Annotated in this window: 21 protein-coding genes; 14 read left to right on the plus strand and 7 right to left on the minus strand. The window is 69.0% G+C overall.

What is annotated here, in order from left to right; translation table 11 throughout:
* Positions 1 to 13 precede the first annotated feature (13 nt).
* Complete coding sequence (purD, locus tag ACGFI6_RS12645) at positions 14 to 1,291, plus strand: phosphoribosylamine--glycine ligase (RefSeq protein WP_393117806.1); 1,278 nt, start codon at positions 14 to 16, stop codon at positions 1,289 to 1,291.
* A gap of 6 nt (positions 1,292 to 1,297) precedes the next feature.
* On the opposite strand, the gene ACGFI6_RS12650 is transcribed toward purD, so the two are convergent.
* Entirely contained in the window at positions 1,298 to 1,816 is a 519-nt protein-coding gene (locus ACGFI6_RS12650) for a TIGR04222 domain-containing membrane protein (RefSeq protein ID WP_393117808.1), read from the minus strand.
* A gap of 46 nt (positions 1,817 to 1,862) precedes the next feature.
* Here ACGFI6_RS12650 and ACGFI6_RS12655 point away from each other — a divergent pair, with 46 nt between their 5' ends.
* The 8 genes from ACGFI6_RS12655 to ACGFI6_RS12690 all read left to right on the plus strand — a co-directional run bounded on the left by ACGFI6_RS12655 (position 1,863) and on the right by ACGFI6_RS12690 (position 9,138).
* Positions 1,863 to 2,294, plus strand: a complete 432-nt coding sequence (locus ACGFI6_RS12655; RefSeq protein WP_393117809.1) for a glutaredoxin domain-containing protein — start codon at positions 1,863 to 1,865, stop codon at positions 2,292 to 2,294.
* 49 nt (positions 2,295 to 2,343) lie between these two features.
* Positions 2,344 to 3,771, plus strand: coding sequence for an adenylosuccinate lyase (purB, locus tag ACGFI6_RS12660; RefSeq protein ID WP_393117811.1), 1,428 nt, complete (start codon positions 2,344 to 2,346; stop codon positions 3,769 to 3,771).
* A 3-nt stretch (positions 3,772 to 3,774) separates the two neighbouring features.
* Positions 3,775 to 4,131 carry a hypothetical protein gene (locus ACGFI6_RS12665; RefSeq protein WP_393117813.1) on the plus strand — a complete coding sequence of 119 codons (357 nt, stop codon included), beginning with the start codon at positions 3,775 to 3,777 and terminating at the stop codon, positions 4,129 to 4,131.
* Positions 4,131 to 4,523: a hypothetical protein gene (locus ACGFI6_RS12670; RefSeq protein WP_393117815.1), complete on the plus strand. Its 393-nt coding sequence runs from the start codon at positions 4,131 to 4,133 to the stop codon at positions 4,521 to 4,523. The genes ACGFI6_RS12665 and ACGFI6_RS12670 overlap by 1 nt, the downstream gene beginning before the upstream one ends.
* Before the next feature lie 63 nt (positions 4,524 to 4,586).
* Positions 4,587 to 5,867 (plus strand): glycosyltransferase, encoded by a 1,281-nt coding sequence (locus ACGFI6_RS12675; RefSeq protein WP_393117817.1) that lies wholly within the window; start codon positions 4,587 to 4,589, stop codon positions 5,865 to 5,867.
* 32 nt (positions 5,868 to 5,899) lie between these two features.
* Positions 5,900 to 7,912, plus strand: coding sequence for a glycosyltransferase family 39 protein (locus ACGFI6_RS12680; protein WP_393117819.1), 2,013 nt, complete (start codon positions 5,900 to 5,902; stop codon positions 7,910 to 7,912).
* Between the two features lie 212 nt (positions 7,913 to 8,124).
* A complete protein-coding gene (locus ACGFI6_RS12685; RefSeq protein ID WP_393117820.1) occupies positions 8,125 to 8,355 on the plus strand; it encodes a hypothetical protein in 231 nt (76 codons plus the stop codon).
* Between the two features lie 360 nt (positions 8,356 to 8,715).
* Positions 8,716 to 9,138: a hypothetical protein gene (locus ACGFI6_RS12690; protein ID WP_393117822.1), complete on the plus strand. Its 423-nt coding sequence runs from the start codon at positions 8,716 to 8,718 to the stop codon at positions 9,136 to 9,138.
* Here the strand turns inward: ACGFI6_RS12690 and ACGFI6_RS12695 are convergent.
* A complete protein-coding gene (locus ACGFI6_RS12695; protein ID WP_393117824.1) occupies positions 9,122 to 9,700 on the minus strand; it encodes a TetR/AcrR family transcriptional regulator in 579 nt (192 codons plus the stop codon). The two genes, ACGFI6_RS12690 and ACGFI6_RS12695, sit on opposite strands and share 17 nt — an antisense overlap.
* 53 nt (positions 9,701 to 9,753) lie before the next feature.
* On the opposite strand from ACGFI6_RS12695, the gene ACGFI6_RS12700 reads away from it, so the two are divergent.
* Together ACGFI6_RS12700 and ACGFI6_RS12705 are read left to right on the plus strand one after the other, a co-directional pair.
* Positions 9,754 to 10,821, plus strand: coding sequence for an FAD-dependent oxidoreductase (locus tag ACGFI6_RS12700; protein ID WP_393117826.1), 1,068 nt, complete (start codon positions 9,754 to 9,756; stop codon positions 10,819 to 10,821).
* A 124-nt stretch (positions 10,822 to 10,945) separates the two neighbouring features.
* Positions 10,946 to 11,821, plus strand: a complete 876-nt coding sequence (locus ACGFI6_RS12705; RefSeq protein WP_393117827.1) for a phosphoribosylaminoimidazolesuccinocarboxamide synthase — start codon at positions 10,946 to 10,948, stop codon at positions 11,819 to 11,821.
* Here the strand turns inward: ACGFI6_RS12705 and ACGFI6_RS12710 are convergent.
* The 5 genes from ACGFI6_RS12710 to ACGFI6_RS12730 all read right to left on the minus strand — a co-directional run bounded on the left by ACGFI6_RS12710 (position 11,818) and on the right by ACGFI6_RS12730 (position 15,531).
* Positions 11,818 to 12,306: a hypothetical protein gene (locus tag ACGFI6_RS12710; RefSeq protein ID WP_393117828.1), complete on the minus strand. Its 489-nt coding sequence runs from the start codon at positions 12,304 to 12,306 to the stop codon at positions 11,818 to 11,820. The genes ACGFI6_RS12705 and ACGFI6_RS12710 overlap by 4 nt on opposite strands.
* A 69-nt stretch (positions 12,307 to 12,375) precedes the next feature.
* Positions 12,376 to 13,011 (minus strand): CDP-alcohol phosphatidyltransferase family protein, encoded by a 636-nt coding sequence (locus tag ACGFI6_RS12715; protein WP_393117829.1) that lies wholly within the window; start codon positions 13,009 to 13,011, stop codon positions 12,376 to 12,378.
* Positions 13,011 to 14,339, minus strand: a complete 1,329-nt coding sequence (locus ACGFI6_RS12720) for a hypothetical protein (RefSeq protein ID WP_393117831.1) — start codon at positions 14,337 to 14,339, stop codon at positions 13,011 to 13,013. Before ACGFI6_RS12720 ends, ACGFI6_RS12715 begins: the two co-directional genes overlap by 1 nt.
* Positions 14,339 to 15,013, minus strand: a complete 675-nt coding sequence (locus ACGFI6_RS12725) for an ABC transporter ATP-binding protein (RefSeq protein ID WP_393117833.1) — start codon at positions 15,011 to 15,013, stop codon at positions 14,339 to 14,341. The genes ACGFI6_RS12720 and ACGFI6_RS12725 overlap by 1 nt, the downstream gene beginning before the upstream one ends.
* Positions 15,013 to 15,531 (minus strand): helix-turn-helix transcriptional regulator, encoded by a 519-nt coding sequence (locus ACGFI6_RS12730; protein WP_393117835.1) that lies wholly within the window; start codon positions 15,529 to 15,531, stop codon positions 15,013 to 15,015. Before ACGFI6_RS12730 ends, ACGFI6_RS12725 begins: the two co-directional genes overlap by 1 nt.
* Positions 15,532 to 15,645: 114 nt before the next feature.
* On the opposite strand from ACGFI6_RS12730, the gene purS reads away from it, so the two are divergent.
* Genes purS through ACGFI6_RS12745 form a run of 3 tightly spaced genes read left to right on the plus strand, consistent with a single transcriptional unit; the run spans position 15,646 to position 18,625 of the window.
* Positions 15,646 to 15,894: a phosphoribosylformylglycinamidine synthase subunit PurS gene (gene purS, locus ACGFI6_RS12735; protein WP_393117837.1), complete on the plus strand. Its 249-nt coding sequence runs from the start codon at positions 15,646 to 15,648 to the stop codon at positions 15,892 to 15,894.
* Positions 15,891 to 16,559 carry a phosphoribosylformylglycinamidine synthase subunit PurQ gene (purQ, locus tag ACGFI6_RS12740; protein ID WP_393117839.1) on the plus strand — a complete coding sequence of 223 codons (669 nt, stop codon included), beginning with the start codon at positions 15,891 to 15,893 and terminating at the stop codon, positions 16,557 to 16,559. The genes purS and purQ overlap by 4 nt, the downstream gene beginning before the upstream one ends.
* Positions 16,559 to 18,625 (plus strand): hypothetical protein, encoded by a 2,067-nt coding sequence (locus ACGFI6_RS12745; RefSeq protein WP_393117841.1) that lies wholly within the window; start codon positions 16,559 to 16,561, stop codon positions 18,623 to 18,625. The genes purQ and ACGFI6_RS12745 overlap by 1 nt, the downstream gene beginning before the upstream one ends.
* The last annotated feature ends 1 nt before the right edge of the window (position 18,626 follow it).

The following is an 18,626-nucleotide window of genomic DNA, read 5'->3' on the forward strand; positions in this document are numbered from 1 at the left end:
AGGCTGAGCGCCCGTGAAGGTCTTGGTGATCGGCTCTGGCGGCCGCGAGCACGCTTTGGCCTGGGCGCTGGCCCAGGACCCGGAGGTCGAGCAGGTGGTGGCCGCCCCGGGCAACCCTGGCATCGCGGCGTTGCGCCCGGCGTACGACGGGCAAACGATCGTTTGCCGTTCGGTGGACATCTCGGACCACGACGCGGTCGTCGCGCTGGCCCGCGAACTGGACGCCGACCTGGTCGTGGTCGGACCCGAGGCGCCACTCGTGGCCGGCCTCGCGGATCCGCTGCGGGACGCCGGGATCGCGGTCTTCGGGCCGTCCCGGGAGGCCGCGCAGATCGAGGGATCGAAGGCGTTCGCGAAGGACGTGATGGCCGCGGCGAGCGTACCGACCGGCCGTGCATACGTATGCACCACGCCGTCCGAGGCCGCGACGGCGATCGACGCGTTCGGTCCGCCGTACGTCGTGAAGGATGACGGGCTCGCCGCGGGCAAGGGCGTTGTGGTGACGTCCGACCGCGAGGAGGCGCTGGCACACGCGGGCGAGTGCGAGCAGGTGCTGATCGAGGAGTTCCTGGACGGGCCCGAGGTCTCGCTGTTCGCGATCACCGACGGTACGACGGTGCTGCCGATGCAGCCCGCACAGGACTTCAAGCGGCTCGCGGACAACGACGAGGGCCCGAACACCGGCGGCATGGGCGCCTACACACCGTTGCCCTGGGCACCGGACGATCTGGTTGCCGAGATCACCGAGAAGGTCCTGCAGCCGACCGTCGACGAGCTCCGCCATCGCGGTACGCCGTTCAACGGCCTGCTGTACGCCGGTCTCGCGCTGACGTCGCGTGGCGTCCGGGTGATCGAGTTCAACTGCCGCTTCGGAGACCCGGAAACGCAGGCGCTGCTGCCGATGCTGAAGACTCCGCTCGGCGGCCTGCTGTACGCCGCCGCGACCGGGAAGCTCGCCGACCAGGGCGACCTGAGCTGGCGGAACGCGTCCGCGGTCGCCGTCGTGGTCGCCGCCAAGAAGTACCCGGCCAGCCCGCGCAAGGGCGACGCGATCGCCGGGATCGACCAGGCGGAGAACGACGACGTCCGCGTCTTCCATGCGGGGACGGCGCTCGACGACGACGAGCTGGTCACGTCCGGTGGCCGGGTGCTCGCGGTGAGCGCGGTCGGCAAGGACCTCGCCGAGGCGCGGCAGCGTGCGTACGCGGCGGTCGGTCAGATCCGGATCAAGGGCTCCCAGCACCGTACCGACATCGCCCTCAAGGCAGAGCGCGGCGAGATCACCGTCTGACGCGCCCTACGGCTGGCCGCCCGTCCAAGTCCCCTCGGAGGGGCCGATCGTGCCGTCGATGGTGTTGTCGCGGACCGGGTTCATCGGGTCGATCTTCGGCATCGGGGGCAGTGGATGCGCCAGCATCTCCCGCAGGCGTTCGTCCTCGATCCCCGGTACGCCGAGCACCGCCACCCGCCGCACGCCCGTACCGGGATGTTTGATCAGGTCGCGGTACGTCGGGCTGAGCCGGCGGAGGAACCGGAGCTGACCCTTCGCGAGGACCGCCGCGCCGAGGTCGGCGACCGCCGGGCTGGCGGCGATCCGCCGGAGGAAGTCCGGCACCGCGAGCCCGCTCTCGGGGACCAGCTCGAGCGCTGCAGCCTCGACCGGGTACGTCGATTCGGTCCGCACGACCTTGATCCGCTGACGCCGGTGCGCGACCTCCAGCCGGCCGTCGACGGCCAGCGCCACGAAGATGGCCAACGCGGCACGCTCGGCACCGCCCGCCAGCCACGCGGCCTCGTACGTCGTCAGTCTCTCCATGCAGCCATGGTGACCACGGATCAGGTCAGATCGACCGTCTGATTTGATGGCAGTTGTGTTGCGAAGTTGGGGATCCGCTCTGGTCGTGCTTGCCGCTGGAGCCCTGGTCGCGGGGATTTCGTGGTCAGGCGGCGCCACGGTGGGCGCCGTGCTGCAGTTCCTGCTCCTCGCCGTGCTGGCGGGGCTGATCTCGCCGTTGGCGTTTCCGCGGTCGGTGAGCGCCGCGGACGCCGCGCGCGCCGGGAAGCCGATCGTCTACTGGCGTCCGGGATGCCAGTTCTGCCTGCGGCTGCGATTCAGCCTGTTCGGCTCGGCCCGCCGGGCATCCTGGGTCAACATCTGGACCGACCCCGAGGCAGCGGCGGCCGTACGCGCAGTCGCGGACGGCAACGAGACAGTGCCCACGGTCGTCGCAGGCGGCGAGACGCGAGTGAATCCGAGCCCGCACTGGGTCCGCGAGCAGCTCGCGGACCGGTGATGGTCCCGCCTGCTGGTCGTGGCTCGTTGAGACTCTGGGAGAATGGGGTGTGAGCAAACCCCGGATCCCCAACGTTCTCGCGGCGCGGTACGCCAGTCTGTCGATGGCCGAGCTGTGGTCGCCGGAGCACAAGATCGTGCTCGAGCGGAAGCTCTGGGTCGCGGTCCTGAAGGCGCAGAGCGCGCTCGGGGTCGCGGTTCCGGACGGCGTCGTCGAGGACTACGAGCGGGTCATCGACCAGGTCGACCTGGCCTCGATCGCGAACCGCGAGCGGGTCACGCGGCACGACGTGAAGGCGCGCATCGAGGAGTTCAGTGCGCTCGCCGGGCACGAGCACATCCACAAGGGGATGACGAGCCGCGACCTCACCGAGAACGTCGAGCAGCTCCAGATCCGCGCCGGCCTGGAGCTGGTGCGCGACCGTGCGGTGGCCACCGCCGTACGGCTCGGCCAGCTGGCTGCCGAGCACGCCGCGCTGGTGCTGACCGGCCGTTCGCACAACGTGGCGGCCCAGGCGACCACGCTGGGCAAGCGGTTCGCGTCCGCGGCGGACGAGCTGCTCGTCGCGGTCGCCCGGATGGAGGAGCTCATCGAGCGGTACCCGCTGCGCGGCATCAAGGGCCCGGTGGGGACCTCGCAGGACATGCTCGACCTGTTCGGCGGCGATCCGGCCAAGCTGGAGACGCTGGAGCACGACATCGCCCAGCATCTCGGGTTCAGCCACACACTGACGAGCGTCGGCCAGGTGTACCCGCGGTCGCTGGACTACGAGGTGGTTTCCGCCCTGGTGCAGCTGGCCGCCGGTCCGTCCAGCCTGGCGACCACGATCCGGCTGATGGCCGGGCACGAGCTCGTCACCGAGGGTTTCAAGGAGGGCCAGGTCGGGTCCTCGGCGATGCCGCACAAGATGAACACCCGGTCGTGTGAGCGCGTCAACGGCCTCGCGGTCATCCTCCGCGGGTACGCGTCGATGGCCGGTGAGCTCGCGGGCAACCAGTGGAACGAGGGCGACGTCTTCTGCTCGGTCGTACGCCGGGTTGCGCTGCCGGACGCGTTCTTCGCGCTGGACGGCCTGTTCGAGACGTTCCTCACCGTGCTGGACGAGTTCGGGGTCTACCCGGCCGTGGTGTCGCGGGAGCTCGAGCGGTACCTGCCGTTCCTGACCACGACCAAGGTACTGATGGCCGCGGTGAAGAACGGCGTCGGCCGCGAGACCGCGCACGAGGTGATCAAGGAGCACGCGGTCGCCACCGCGCTCGACCTGCGCAAGGGCCTGGCTGCGAACGACCTGTTCCACCGCCTCGGCGCCGACGGTCGCCTGGGTCTCAGCGAGGAGCAGATCGTCGGCATCGTCGGTGAGCCGCTGTCGTTCACCGGTGCGGCCGTGGCCCAGGTCGGTACGGTCGTCGCGAAGATCGACGAGCTCGCCAAGCGCCACCCCGAGGCGGCCGCGTACACGCCGGGTGACATCCTCTAGTCCGTGTTCACGCCACTCACCTGGGTGCTCGTCGCACTGTCGCTGGCCGCGATGGTGTACGCCGTCGTGCTGGCCGCGCGGAACAAGCGGATCGACTGGACGGTGCTCGGAGTACTGGGCGTCATCGAGGTCGGGCTGATCGCGCAGCTGATCGTCGGTATCGCGCAGTACGCCGGCACCGATCGCGATGTGTCCGGGCCGTTCTTCATCGGGTACCTGATCGGTGCTCTGGTCATCCTGCCGGCGGGTGCCTTCTGGGCGCTGGCCGAGAGCAGCCGCTGGGGTGCCGGTGCGCTGGCGATCGCGTGCCTGGTGGTGCCGATCCTCGAGCTCCGGCTGCACCAAGTGTGGACGGCCTGATGACGGATCCGGCAGCCACCAAGCACGGGCCGGGGCGGATCCTGATCGCCGTGTACGGGGTGTTCGCGCTGGCCGCGACCGCGCGGGCCGGCGTACAGATCGCCACGAAGTTCAGTGCTGCGCCGATCGCGTACCTGCTGTCGGCCGTTGCCGCGATCATCTACTGCGCAGCGACGTTCGCGCTGGCGAAGGCGACCGCGGTGTCCCGCAAGGTCGCCACCACGGCGATCGCGATCGAGCTCGTCGGCGTGATCGGCGTCGGAATCTTCAGCTACGCCGCCGCGGACGACTTCCCGGACGCGACGGTCTGGTCCCACTTCGGCCAGGGTTACGGGTTCGTACCGCTGGTGCTCCCCGTGCTCGGACTGCTCTGGCTTCGTCGCACGCGGTAAGTCCCAGGGAACTGCCAGCAGTGTGCAGGGGCTGGCACAGGTTGGCCGGACAGCCTGGGTGGCATGCAGATTCCAGGTCAGCCTCGGGTCGAGATCGTCGTACCCGTCAAGAACGAGGAGAACGACCTCGGACCGAACGTCAGACGGCTGCGGGAGTTTCTCGACACCGCTTTCCCGTTTCCGGCCGAGGTCTGCATCGCGGACAACGGAAGTACGGACGCGACCTATGAGATCGCCACGATCCTTTCCGCCGAGCTGCCCGGAGTCCGGGTGGTACGGCTCGAGCAGTCCGGGCGCGGCCGCGCGCTGAAACAGGTCTGGTCCGGCAGCGGGGCCGAGGTGCTCGCGTACATGGACGTCGATCTGTCGACGAACCTGAACGCCCTGCTTCCGTTGGTCGCACCATTGCTCGCGGGGCACAGTGATGTTGCCATCGGCACCCGGTTGGCGAAGGGGTCGCGGGTGGTCCGCCGACCGAAGCGGGAGTTCATCTCGCGCTCGTACAACCTGTTGCTACGAGCAACACTGAGCGCGCACTTCTCGGATGCGCAGTGCGGTTTCAAGGCGATCCGTGCCGACGTGGCGCGCGAGTTGCTGCCGTTGGTGCAGGACACCAGTTGGTTCTTCGACACCGAGCTGCTGGTGCTGGCCGAGAAGGCCGGGCTGCGGATCCACGAAGTACCGGTGGACTGGATCGACGACCTGGACTCGCGGGTCGCGATCGCGAAGACGGTCGGCGAGGACCTGCGTGGGATCGCACGGCTGATGCGCAGTCGCGTCGACCTGGAGCCGGTCCGGCAGCAGTACGGACGGCCTCGGGTCCTCGATCCGCGGACCGCCTTCGCTGCAAGGCTCCTGCGGTTCTGTGCGATCGGCGTGCTGAGTACGGCGACGTACGCGCTGCTCTATCTCGTACTACGCCAGGGGCTGCCGGCCCAGGTGGCGAACCTGCTGGCTCTGCTGATCACCGCGATCGGCAACACCGCGCTGAACAGGCGGATCACCTTCGGCGTGACCGGTGTGGAGGGACGCTGGCGGCATCAGCTCCGCGGCCTGGTCACGTTCGGGATCGGTTGGAGCCTGACCGCTGCGTCGCTCTGGCTGCTGCACACCGCGGTGACCACGCCGCACCAAGCGGTGGAGGTCGCCGTCCTGACCATCGCGAACCTGGCCGCCACGGTGGTCCGGTTCAGCCTCTTTCAAACGTGGGTGTTCGATGACGACGCGGTGTTGAATGCCGCGCCTCCGGCGCGGGGGTCACGGGGCTTTGACTCCCGGTCTTCCCTCGTCGCTCCGGTCGCTTCGCTCCCTGCGCTCCTCAGTCCAGACCGGGAGGCCCCGTGACCACGCTGTCCGATGTTCCACGACCCCGAACGATGACCACGACGTACACACTGAGTCGCGACAAGATCCTGTACGGCGGATTGCTGGCGCTGACCGCGATCGCTTACCTGTGGGGCCTTTCCCGGAACGGGTACGCGAACGAGTACTACGCGGCCGCCGTACAGGCCGGGTCGACGAGCTGGAAGGCCTGGTTCTTCGGGTCCTTCGACGCGTCGAGCTTCATCACCGTCGACAAGACCCCGGGGTCGTTGTGGGTGATGGGACTGTCCGGGCGAATCTTCGGGTTCAGTAGCTGGAGCATGTTGGTGCCCGAGGCGTTGATGGGCGTCGCAAGTGTGGGCTTCGTGTACGTGTCGGTGCGCCGGTGGTTCTCCGCAAACGCCGGCCTGCTGGCGGGTGCGATCCTCGCGTTGACACCGGTTGCCGTACTGATGTTCCGGTTCAACAACCCCGATGCGCTGCTGATCCTGCTGCTGTGCGCCGGTGCGTGGGCGGTGACGCGGGCGATCGACTCGACCAAGTACGCAGCGCGGTGGATGATGCTGGCCGGTGCGCTGGTCGGGTTCGGGTTCCTGACGAAGATGCTGCAGGCGTTCCTGATCCTGCCGGCATTCGGGATCGCTTACCTGGTGGCCGGGAAGCCCGCGCTCGGGAAGCGGCTGCTGCATCTGGCGCTTGCCACGGTCTCGCTGATCGTGAGCGCCGGGTGGTGGGTCGCGATCGTGGAGCTCGTGCCGGCGTCGGCGCGGCCGTACATCGGTGGGTCGTCGACGAACAGCATTCTCGAGTTGACGCTCGGGTACAACGGGCTCGGCCGGTTGAGCGGTAATGAGACGGGATCCGTCGGGGGCGGGGTCGGGAACCCTGGGTGGGGCGGTTCGACTGGCGTGCAGCGGTTGTTCGGCGGCGAGTTCGCGTCGCAGATCGCTTGGTTGTTGCCTGCGGCCCTGATTGCGACGGTCGTACTGGTGGTTGCTGCTGGGAAGGCTCCGCGGACCGATCGGAAGCGCGCGTTCGCGTTGTTGTGGGGTGGGTGGCTTGTCGTCACCGGATTGGTGTTCAGCTACATGCAGGGCATCATCCACAGCTATTACATGATCGCGTTGGCGCCGGCGATCGGTGCAGTCATCGCAGCGGCGATGTCGGTGCTCTGGCGACGGCGGGCCGAGTGGTTGCCGCGAGCAACGCTGGCGGGTGGGATCCTGTTGACTGCGGGGTGGAGCTTCGCGCTGTTGAAGCAGACACCGTCGTGGCAGCCGTGGCTGCGGTGGGTGGTGCTGTTCACCGGCGTACTCGCGACTGGTCTGCTGATGCTGCTGCCGGAGTTGAAGCTGCATCGTACGGCGGCTCGGCGGACTGGGCTGTTCGCCGCGGTTGTACTCACGGTGAGCGCACTGGCTGGGCCGACGGCGTACTCGCTCTCGACGATCAGCGCGGCGCACACAGGCGCCCTGCCGTCCGCCGGCCCGTCTGGTGTGGGCGGGATGGATGGTGGCCCTGGCGGCGGCTTCGGCGGAGGTCGGATGGGCGGGATGCCAGGTCAGAACAGCACCGGTACGACACAGCAGCCGGGCACCGGTACCACGCAGCCTGGGACCGGCACGACGCAACCGGGGACCGGGGCTGCGACCGGACGTGGTGGCGGTGGTGGGACGGGTGGATTCCTTGGCGGTGGCGGGATCAGCGGGGTGTCCGATGAGTTGGTGAAGCTGCTGCAGCAGGGTGCGAAGGGTTACACCTGGGCTGCCGCGGCGGTGACCGCTAACGGTGCAGCGCCGCTGCAGATCGCTTCCGGTGAGCCGATCATGGCGATCGGCGGGTTCAACGGGACTGACACGGCGCCGACGCTGGACGAGTTCAAGCAGCTGGTTGCCCAAGGCAAGATCCACTACTTCGTCGGGAGCAGCAGCGGCGGCTTCGGTGGCGGTCCAGGTGGTCGCGACGGCACATCCAGCGAGATCTCCACCTGGGTCAGCGAAAACTTCACCGCCCAGACCGTCGGCAATACCACCATCTACGACCTCTCGAGCGGAACAGGAGCCTAACCATGAATCCCTCCACCCAACCCCCAGCCAACCAGCCGACTCCCGAACAGCCCATCCCCCAAGAACAGCCTCTCGCCCCCGCACAGGTTGCCCCCGGTCAGCCCGCCATCCCAGCGCAGAATCCCGCGGGGCCCGGGCAGGCCGGGCCCGGGCAGGGTGGTCGTGGGCGGTCGGGGAATCTGGTACTTGCGGGGGCCGGTTCGATTCTCGCGGTGCTGGCGTTCCTCGGCGGGATGGCGGTCGGGCACTCGTGGGACGGATCGAGCAACCAGCAGGGCCAGTTCGGCGGACCCGGCGGCGGCTTCCGCGGCGGATTCCCGGGCCAAGGCACCGGCCAGAACGGGACGGGCCAGAACGGCACGGGCCAGAACGGCACGGGCCAGAACGGCACCGGGCTGAACGGGACCGGGCAGAGCGGGACCGGGCAGAGCGGGGTTGGGTAGGGCGGGTCTGGAATCGGGCAGGGGAGTGGGACTGGGCCGGGGTAGGGGAGTTGGTAGAGGTAGGTCGGGCGAGTTGAATCTCGCCTGAAGTAGTCAGCCCGGCGGGCCTCGAGCGGACACTCGGCCCGCCGGGCGCCGCCTCCGGCCCGTCCCACCAGCCCACCAGCCGACAAGCGCAGCGGATATCCACGCGTGCGGTGGGTTCTCCGCTCTCGTACCAGCAGAGAACCCTCAACACGAGCGGATATCCAGCCCGTCCCCACGCCTGCCCACCGCACACTTCCCGCGCAAGGTGGGTTTGGACGAGTGTCAAGGGTGTGGGGGGTTCACTGGGCGGGCTTGTGGGGTAAGGATCGGGTCGTGGAATGGTCGAACGTCACCTGGTTCCTGACCGCGCTCGGGGCGGTCGTCGTGCTGATCACGCGTGTGCGGCTCGGCAGTACTGTTGTCGACGGCACCGGTCACGGCGCCGGCCGGCACGGGTATTCCGCGATCTTGCTGCGGCTGCACACGATCGTGGGCATCATCACGCTGATCGGCTGGGTCGTTGCCTTGGCCACCGGTCATCGGGAGGTCGCGCTGGTGATGCTGGCCGGCTGGTGGTTGCTGACCGTCATCGGACTGTTGCTTCTGGCCCGTTGGCTGCCGAGCGGCGGTAAACACTCCGAAGACAAGCAGAGCGACGCCTGGGGATCCGGCGCCGGCCTGTCAGTGCTCGGCCATGTCGGCATGCTGGTCGGCGTCTGCTACTTCACCTTCGTAGCAGTCACTGACCGCCTCTGAGGCCTGCGACCAGAGCTGTTACTGAGCGTCGTACGGCGGCCTCGAAGGCTGGTGGTGACAGGGTCGAGCCGACGCCGGCGACCCGGTCGTACAAGAGCCCATCCATCATCGCGGCGACCGGCCACGCCGCAGCCTCCGGATCGGGTACGTCGAGCTCGCCCAGCAACTGCGCGAGCATGGTGCGCAACTGCCGCCCGCCTTCGTCGATCGCAGTCCGGAGTTCGGGACGGCGGCTCGCCTCCAACGACAACTCGTACCGTGCGATCAGATCGTCCGGCCGGTTCTGGGCGAGCCCGGTCGTCATCGCGACCATCAGTTCGAGCGGATTCGTTCCGGCTGGTGGCATGCCGGCCACGTCTCGCGTGAGCATCCGGGCGACGCACGCGGTGAGCAGAGCGTTCCGCGTTCGCAGGTAGTACGACGTCGAACCCGGCGGCAGACCGGCCTCGGTGTCCACGGCGCGGTGCGTGAGGCCGCGCAGTCCACGGGTCGCCACGAGGTGGATCGCCGCGTCCGCGATCGCGTCCTGCCGCTCCGCGCCCCGCGGCGCCTGCTTCGTCACGCCGGACAGTTTCGCACTTTCCAACCGTACTCTACAGATGTAGAGTCAGGATCATGAGTACGGCGATTGTGGTGGGAGCGGGTATCGGAGGGGTTGCCGCTGCTGTCGCGCTGCAACGGCGCGGATGGCAGGTCACGGTGCTGGAGCGGGCCCGGGAGCTGGGTGAGGTGGGCGCCGGGATCTCCGTCTGGCCGTCCGCGGTCGCCGTGCTCGAGGAGCTCGGGGTCAAGGGCGTCGAGAAGGCGTCGGTGCAGTCCAAGCCGGCTGGGATCCGCAGGCCCGACGGCCGTTGGATGGTCGGTGCGCCCGAGCTCGGCGTGGAGCTGCCGGTGATGATCCATCGCGCGCAGTTGCACGATCTGCTGACGGCCGAGTTCGGCCCGGCGATCACGGTCCGGACCGGATACGACGTACGGACCGTGACGCAGGACGCGGACGGCGTGACGGTCAACGACGAGCTCCGCGCGGAGCTGCTGGTCGCCGCGGACGGGATCCGCAGTGCAGTACGTGGCGCGTTGTACCCGCAGTACAAGGGCCCGCGGTACTCCGGATTCACGGCCTACCGAGGGATCGCAAACGTAGACATCGACGACGGCGGCGGTGAAACCTGGGGCCGTGGGCAACTGTTCGGCGCCGCACGGCTGATCGACGGCCGGTTCTACTGGTACGCCACCGCGAACCAGGCACCGGGGACGACGAGCGAGCCGACAGTGTTCGAGAGCTGGCACGACCCGATCCCGCAGCTGATCGCGGGCAGTGAGCAGATCCTGCACAACGACGTGTACGACCTGACGCTGCCGCTGGTGCCGTTCGCCCGGGGGCGGATCGCGCTGCTCGGCGACGCGGCGCACGCGATGACGCCGAACCTGGGCCGCGGCGCGTGCTCGGCGATCGAGGACGCCGGCGCACTGGGACGGCACCTGGGTGCGGTCCAGGGAGGCAAGGACCTGCCGGCAGCGCTGATGGCGTACGACGCCGAACGCCGCCCGGCGACGACGAAGCTGGTGAAGCGTTCGCGCGCCCTCGGCCGCCTCGCCCAGACCGAGAACCGACTCCTGTCCACGACCCGCGACGCTGTCGTCGCGCTCGGTGGCAAGCTGCTGGCCTTGAGGCGGAAATGAACCCGGATCTGCAGCACTCAACAATGCGCCGATCCAGCGCTCAGCGAGGCGGCGAAGGCGGCCGGAACGGCCATTGATGAGTGCTGGCGGTCCGCGCCCGGGCGCCGGATGGAACAATCGGCCCGTGACCACTACTCCGCAGGCGCCCGAGATTGCTGGTGCGAAGCACGTCCACTCCGGCAAGGTCCGGGATCTCTACGAGCTGGAGTCCGGCGAGCTGCTGATGGTCGCGAGCGACCGGCAGAGCGCGTTCGACTGGATCCTGGAGACACCGATCCCCGACAAGGGGAAGGTGCTGACCGCGATGAGCCTGTGGTGGTTCGAGCAGCTCGATGTCCCGAACCACATCGTCTCCACGGACGTACCGGCCGAGGTCGCCGGGCGCGCGGTGGTGTGCGAGCGGCTCGAGATGTTCCCCGTGGAGTGTGTCGCCCGTGGGTACCTGAGCGGCACCGGGCTGCTCGACTACAACGCGACCGGCGCGGTGTGCGGGATCCCGCTGCCGAGCGGCCTGGTCGAGGGCTCCCGCCTGGAGACGCCGATCTTCACCCCGGCAACCAAGGCGGAGCTCGGCAACCACGACGAGAACGTGTCGTACGACGCCGTGGTGGCGACCGTCGGCGCCGAGATCGCGGATGCGCTCCGGCGGACGACGCTCGTGGAGTACACGCGGGCGCGGGCGATGGCCGAGGAGCGCGGGATCATCCTGGCCGACACGAAGTTCGAGTTCGGGGCGCGGGCGGACGGGACGATCGTGCTCGCCGACGAGGTGCTGACGCCGGACTCGAGCCGGTTCTGGCCGGCCGACCAGTGGGCGCCGGGCAAGCCGCAGCCGTCGTACGACAAGCAGATCATCCGGGACTGGCTGCAGTTCGAGTCGGGCTGGGACCGTACGTCCGGCGAGGCGCCCCCGCCGCTGTCCGACGAGGTCGTCGAGCGCACCCGTTCGGCGTACATCAACGCCTACGAGCAACTGACCGGCCAGAAGTTCACGCCCTAGAACATACTGACGCCGAGCGCCAGCAGGATGAAGCGGGCGCCGCGGCCGATCAGTACGGACACGGTGAAGACCACCGTCCGCATCCGCGAGGCGCCGCCGATCAGCGCCACGCCGTACAGCGGTGGCACGCCGACGAACGCGCTCAGCAGCGTGACCGGGAACCCCCAGCGGCTGTCGCTCATCGCGTCCAGCAGCCGCTTGCTGAGGTCGCGGTTGCGCTGCCGCAGCCGCCCCCACCGGGTGTCCAGGTTGAGCGCCTTCGGCTCCTTGTGCTTGTGGGCGGCATAGCCGGGCCGGTACCGGACCGCGAGGAACATCGCGACCTTGCCGATGGTCTGGCCGATCGTGACCCCGATCGCGGCGGTGACCGGGTTCAGCGTGTTCGTGGCGCCGAGCGCGAGGACGTACGCCTCCGCGTTCATGAACGGTACGACCGCGGACCCGATGCCGAAGCCCACCGCCAGTACCAGTTGCCAGACCCACATGTCTCCGAGGCTAAGCGCGATCACGGCCATCGCCACGGATCTCGGGCCGGGTTGAGGGAGGGACCAGGGTCACACCGGACCCCCCTCCGGCTCCGGAGCGGCGGCCCGGCGCCCGCAGAGGATCGTGATCAGCCGGTACGACGAGACCACCTTGACCACCAGTGCGGCGATCGCGACTGTGTACGGCAGCCACTGGGCGCCGGTCTCGCCGGCGACGATCAGCGAGATCACCACCGCGCCGGTGTTCAGCGCCTTGGCGGGCTTGGACCAGTTCCACAGGTAGATCGGCCGGTCGATCTTGTAGAAGTAGTTCGGGCTGAGGATCCACGGCCAGAGCAGGAACGCGAACGTCAGCATCGTGTCGAGCACGCCGAACTGGATCAGGTAGATCGCCAGCGGCCCGATGGTGTCCGGGTACGTCGTCATGAATGCGGCCGCGAGCAGGAACGAGCAGGCACGGTCGCAGACGATGTCGAAGACCGCGCCGGACAGCGACTCTTCGTTGCGGCGGCGGGCGACCCAGCCGTCCAGGCTGTCGCCGAACCAGTACGCGAAGTAGCCGACCACGAGCCACGGCAGCTGCTCGGTACGGAACGCGTACGTGGCGACCGCCATCGCGATCACCGTCCGGATCAGCGTGACCCGGTTCGGGACCCCGAGCAGCAGGGCCGGCCGGACGGCCGACGGCAGTGAAGTGGTGGTCATTACGCCGCCCTCAGATTCTCGGGATCGAGTGCGTCCCGCAGTTGGTTGCGAAGCAGGAAACCGGCGGCCGCGCCGCCGAGGTGACCGAAGGCCCAGCCGGCCGCCGTCAGGACCGCCGCGAGACCGAGCGTCATCGGGTCGAAAGACCCGACGTCGCCGCCCGCGATCCGATTGACGCCGATCACGGTGCCGAGCAGCAGGCCGAGAGCGAGCGTAGGCGCCGCGACGACGGTCAGCTGCCGCCGGATGACCTTGTGCAGGAACGGCTGGTCCACGCCGAGCGCGGTCAGGCTGGCGAACTGGCGACGCTGGTCGACCAACTGGTCCGCGACACCGACGATCAACGCCGCCATCGCGGTCAGGACGACGATGGCCAGGCCGGCGATCGCCAGGCCGTAGCCGGTGTTGTAGAACGTCCCGGACGAGGCCAGGTGGTTCTCGTCGACGAGTACGTTCTCGATGCCGCTTGCCATGTTGCCGACGAGGAAACCACAACAGCCCAGCAGCACGCTGATCCGGGAGGACGGCCGGGCGTCGATGGTCAACCGGACTCCGGCCAGCAGGTTCGCCGGGTCCCCGGACCGGCGCAGCCGCCGCCCGAGCCAGCGGATCCAGATCGTCGACGTCGCGAGGAACAGCAGCGCAACACCTGCGAGCAGGACGGTTGTCGCGATGTAGCCCAGGTACTGCGCAAAGTAGAGACCGAGGGCGATCAGCACGGGCCCCGCGATCAGGCCTGTACGAGGCTGGGCCGCCGGCGAGGTCTCGCGGATGGCGGACCCGTCCCGGTGGAGCAGGCTGCCGATGACTGCACCGGCTGCGGTGGTCATCACGACGACCGGCACCCACAGAGCAGCGTCCAGCAACTCGGCGCCGGGCAGGACCCGAGCGATCCGGGGCAGCGCGCCGAACAGGAGGCTGAGCAGCAAGTACACCGGCCCTGCGAGCAGGCCGCCGGCCAGACCAGCCATGGCGGAATCGGCCACGGTCAGCTGCCGCAACTGCTTCCTGGAGGCGCCTGCGAGCCGTAGTGCGGTCAAGCGCCGTTCGCGGGCCGCCGTGCCCAGCCGTAACGCCTGGACTGCCAGGCCGCCGATGAGTACGGCAAGGATGACGAGGATCGCGGTTAGCCCGGACCGGAGGCCGCTCTGGGCGATGTAGTCGCTGTACACGCTCTGGTCCAGGTCACCCTTTCCCAGCCGGACGATGCGCAGTGCCGCGATCAGGACGGCTCCACTGAGCGCGAGGGACGCAGTCGCGAGTTGCACCCGGCTGCGGTCCGCAGGGGTGCGCGACCGGGCCAGCTTGACCAGCGTCTCGAGTGTCATCAGAGCACTACCTCGTGCTGGATGACGCCGTCGCGTAGCCGGATCTCACGGTCCGCCGACGCGGCGACGAGGTTGTCGTGCGTCACCATCAGCAGCGCGGACCCCCGGTAGCGGGCGGCCTTCAGTAGTACGTCGAGGAGCTCCTGGCCGGCCCGGCTGTCCAAGCTGCCGGTCGGCTCGTCCGCGAGTACGACGGACGGTCCGGTGATCAGGGCGCGTGCTACCGCGGCACGCTGCGTCTGGCCGCCGGACAGCTCTGCCGGTACTGCCTCCGCGTCCTCCGCGATCCCCACCTGCTCCAGCCAGTCCATTGCGGACACGTGCGCCTCGCCCCGTTCGTGGCCGCCGAGTAGCAGCGGCAGTGCGACGTTGTCGATCAGCGGCAGGTCCGGAACGAGTTGCCCGAACTGCAGCACAATGCCGATCTTCGTACGCCGGAGGGCCGCACGGCGCTCGTCGGGCAGCTCGGCCAGGTCCTGACCGTCCACCTGGACAGCTCCGACGTCCGGGGCGAGGATGCCGGCGGCGCAGTGCAGCAGGGTGGACTTGCCACAGCCGCTGGCCCCTGTGACGGCCACGACCTCACCCGGCTTGAGTCGCAGGCTGACGCCGCGCAGGGCGGCGTTCCGGCGGTACGAGTACTCGAGGTCGGTGACCTCCAAGGCGGCGTTCATCAGCGAGTCCCCCTCTGCTCGGAGATGTGGTCCATGGCGCTGTCCAGCCAGCGCAGGTCGGCGTCCAGGTGGGCCACGACGTACTCGCGGACCAGTGGTGAGGTCGGATCCTCGTCGGCGGGAGTCTCGCGCAGCTCCCGGATCCGGCGCAGGTGGCTGGCGCGCTGGCGAGCGAGGAAGCCTGCGGCGTCGCCCCCGGTACGGATCGCGGCCACGAGCTTGCGCAGCACCTCGTCCGCACTGCCCCAGGCCGGTGGGACGGGGTCGTTGAGCCAGTCCGTGAGGTGGTCGCGGCCCTTCGCGGTGAGCGCGTAGACGGTCCGGTCCGGGCCGCCGCCGGAGGTCTTGTCGACCACCTCGACCAGCCCGTCCCGCTCCAGCCGCCCGAGGGTCGTGTAGACCTGCCCGAAGGCGAGTGGCCGGCTGTCCGGGAACCAGGCGTCGTGGCCGCGTTTCACGTCGTACCCGTGCGCCGGTCCCGCGGACAGCAGTCCGAGAACGAGCTCCGCAGTGGCCATGACCGTGACTATACACCGCGTGTATGTACTGAGTGAATAGTCACAGGATGCGGGAGTTCCGGGCGTGGGTCGGTAGGATTCAGCCGTCACCCCGCAACGAACCTGGAGTAGTCAGTGGCTCGCGTTGTCGTCGACGTCATGCTCAAGCCCGAGATCCTCGACCCGCAGGGCAAGGCGGTGCACGGCGCGTTCGGCCGGCTCGGCTTCTCTGGTGTGGCCGACGTCCGGCAGGGAAAGCGCTTCGAGATCACCCTGGACGGTGAGGCGACCGAGGAGGCCGTAGCGGAGATCCGGAAGGCCGCGGACACCCTGCTGGCCAACCCGGTGATCGAGGACTACACGCTGCACGTGGAGAACCAGTGAAGATCGGGGTCGTCACCTTCCCGGGTTCGCTCGACGACGCCGACGCGCGGCGCGCGGCCGCGGTGGCGGGTGCCGAGGCGGTCGCGCTCTGGCACGGCGACGCGGACCTGCATGGCGTGGACGCGGTCGTCCTGCCCGGCGGCTTCTCGTACGGGGACTACCTCCGCGCCGGTGCCATCTCCCGGTTCGCGCCGGTGATGGAGACGATCATCGCCAAGGCCGGCCAGGGGATGCCGGTGCTCGGCATCTGCAACGGCTTCCAGGTGCTCTGCGAGTCGCACCTGCTGCCGGGCGCGCTGATCAAGAACCACCACCGCAAGTTCGTCTGCCGGGACCAGCCGCTGCGGATCGAGAACAACCGCACCGCCTGGACCAGTGACTACGACGCGAACCACGAGATCACCATCGTGCTGAAGAACCAGGACGGTTCGTACGTCGCCGACGAGCCGACGCTGGACCGGCTCGAGGGTGAGGGCCGGGTCGTGGCCCGGTACCTCGGCAACCCGAACGGTTCGTACCGCGACATCGCCGGGATCACCAACGAGCGTGGCAACGTGGTCGGCCTGATGCCGCACCCGGAGCACGCCGTCGAGACTCTCACCGGCCCGACCATCGACGGCCTGGGCTTCTTCACCTCGGTCCTGAAGGCCGTCGTCGCCTCCTGATGAGGTGGTCGAGGGCGGGGCGGACCCTGGTCCGCGCTGCCGCCGTCGCGCTCGCGGCGACATCTGCCGTTCTGGGGTCCACCGCGCCGGCCGACGCTGCGCCGGACGGGCTGCTCGCGAAGGTCGTGGTGATCGGCGTACCTGGTCTGACCTGGCAGGACGTGCAGGTTTCGCCGGAGCTGACCGCTCTGGTCAACCAGTCGCACGTGGGCTCGATCTCGGTGAAGACGGCCGGGCCGCACACCTGCCCGATCGACGGCTGGCTGACCATCGGAGCGGGTACTCGCGCCTGGGGCAGTGTCGCCGACCAGCCGTGCGCTGAGCTGCCTGCGGTGTCGAACGGGCAGGTGGCCGGCTGGCAGACGTACGTGGACCGGCAGGCCGAGCACCACACCGGTGCACCGATCGGCCGGCTCGGTCAGACCGGCTACCCCATCTGCGGCTTCGGTCCGGGCGCTGCGGTTGCACTGGCCAAGACTGATGGCTCGGTCGCCAACTGGCAGCCGGAGTTCGACCCTGCCCAGCTGGCGAAGCCCGAGTGTGGTGACGCGATCATCGACGCCGGTGCGCTGCCCGTCCGCGAGGGCCGGGCCGAGGCGCGGCAGAAGGTCGCACAGCTGGTCGCACAGGCCCGCGCGGCGGGCGGCTGGGTCCTGCTGGTCGGTGTGAGCCAGGAGGACGCGGTTGCGCAGCCGCACACGCTGGTCGCGATGCAGTTGCCTCCCGACAACGGGCCGCGCTGGCTGACCAGTGACAGCACCCGGCGCCCCGGGCTGATCCAGCTGACCGACATCACCGCGACGATTCTGAAGGGCCGCACACCGGCCAAGGTGGACCCAGCAGGCTCCGAGACCGCCGGACCGCTGGACGGGAGCCAGATCCACTTCACCGGCGACCGCCACACCGACGCGTCCGCGGTGATCGATGACAGGCTGGACGCCAACCAGCGGTTCGAGCGGCCACGCCCGGTGCTGTTCGCGGTGTCCCTGACGATCGTGGGCGCTGAGGTCCTCGCGCTGCTCTGGTTCCTGCTCCGCCGGTCGCCTGCCTCCCGCCGTACCGCGGTCTTCACGTTGCTGATCCAGGGCGGGTTCTACATCGCGGTCTTCCTGGCGCAAGCGACTGTCTGGTGGCGCTGGCCCGCGCCCGGCTTCTCCTTGTACGCAGTGACGATCGGCATCAGTGTCCTGTCTGCAGCCGTGGCACAGGTGCTGTTGAAGAGGTACGCGTTCCTCGGGCTCGCACTAGGGGCGTACCTGCTCCTGCTGGTCGACGGCGTCCTCGGTACTCCCATGCAGGTCGGCAGCATGTACGCGGACGGACCTGTGATCGGTGGACGGTTCTACGGCTTCGGCAACTCGACCTTCGCGACACTGGCGGTCGGGGCGCTAGTGACAGCCGGCTGGGCCGCGCAGAAGCTTCTCAACAAGAGCAGGGTCCAGGCGGCGATCGCCGTGCTGGTCATTGGTGGTGCGGCCATCGTTGTGGACGGCACACCAGGCTGGGGAACCGACTTCGGCGGCATCATCGCTCTCGTGCCGGCTGTGCTGCTCATGGCTTGGCTGACGTGGCGGGGGAGCATCTCACTGCGCGCCCTGATCGCTGTGGGTGTGGCGGGGGTGCTGGCTGTCTCCGCGGTCGCGTTCCTCGACTACCTGCGGCCGCCGGAGCAGCGCAGCCACTTCGGGACGTTCGTAGCGCGCGTCCTGGACGGACAGGTCGGTGACGTCTTCATCCGCAAGCTGCAGATGGCTGTCCAGTTCTTCAGCGGTCCGGCCGGCTGGGTGATGCTGGTCGCCGTCCTGTTCTGCATGGCCGCCACCGTGTTCCCGGACCGCGTCCCGTCGAAGACGTACCGCGAGTTCTACGCGAGTCTTCCGATGATCCGCCCGACCCTGATCGCCCTGTCGACGTGCGGTCTGGTCGGCATGCTGCTGAACGACGCCGGTGTCGCCCTGCCCGCGATCATGGCCGGCTTCGCCGTACCACTGCTGGTGGCCCATCTGATGGCCTCCCACCAGCCAGCTACCGTTTCACCTGAGTCCCACCTAGTGCAGGAGTCCTGAG

The sequence above is a fragment of the Kribbella sp. NPDC048928 genome (genome assembly GCF_043197975.1).
Classification (GTDB): Bacteria; Actinomycetota; Actinomycetes; order Propionibacteriales; family Kribbellaceae; genus Kribbella.

Coding starts and splice junctions, on each gene's coding strand:
- ACGFI6_RS12650 (WP_393117808.1), bottom strand. CDS start 1,816: ATGGAGAGACTGACGACGTACGAGGCCGCGTGGCTGGCGGGCGGTGCC.
- ACGFI6_RS12655 (WP_393117809.1), top strand. CDS start 1,863: ATGGCAGTTGTGTTGCGAAGTTGGGGATCCGCTCTGGTCGTGCTTGCC.
- ACGFI6_RS12670 (WP_393117815.1), top strand. CDS start 4,131: ATGACGGATCCGGCAGCCACCAAGCACGGGCCGGGGCGGATCCTGATC.
- ACGFI6_RS12675 (WP_393117817.1), top strand. CDS start 4,587: ATGCAGATTCCAGGTCAGCCTCGGGTCGAGATCGTCGTACCCGTCAAG.
- ACGFI6_RS12680 (WP_393117819.1), top strand. CDS start 5,900: ATGACCACGACGTACACACTGAGTCGCGACAAGATCCTGTACGGCGGA.
- ACGFI6_RS12700 (WP_393117826.1), top strand. CDS start 9,754: ATGAGTACGGCGATTGTGGTGGGAGCGGGTATCGGAGGGGTTGCCGCT.
- ACGFI6_RS12710 (WP_393117828.1), bottom strand. CDS start 12,306: ATGTGGGTCTGGCAACTGGTACTGGCGGTGGGCTTCGGCATCGGGTCC.
- ACGFI6_RS12715 (WP_393117829.1), bottom strand. CDS start 13,011: ATGACCACCACTTCACTGCCGTCGGCCGTCCGGCCGGCCCTGCTGCTC.
- ACGFI6_RS12720 (WP_393117831.1), bottom strand. CDS start 14,339: ATGACACTCGAGACGCTGGTCAAGCTGGCCCGGTCGCGCACCCCTGCG.
- ACGFI6_RS12725 (WP_393117833.1), bottom strand. CDS start 15,013: ATGAACGCCGCCTTGGAGGTCACCGACCTCGAGTACTCGTACCGCCGG.
- ACGFI6_RS12730 (WP_393117835.1), bottom strand. CDS start 15,531: ATGGCCACTGCGGAGCTCGTTCTCGGACTGCTGTCCGCGGGACCGGCG.
- ACGFI6_RS12745 (WP_393117841.1), top strand. CDS start 16,559: ATGAGGTGGTCGAGGGCGGGGCGGACCCTGGTCCGCGCTGCCGCCGTC.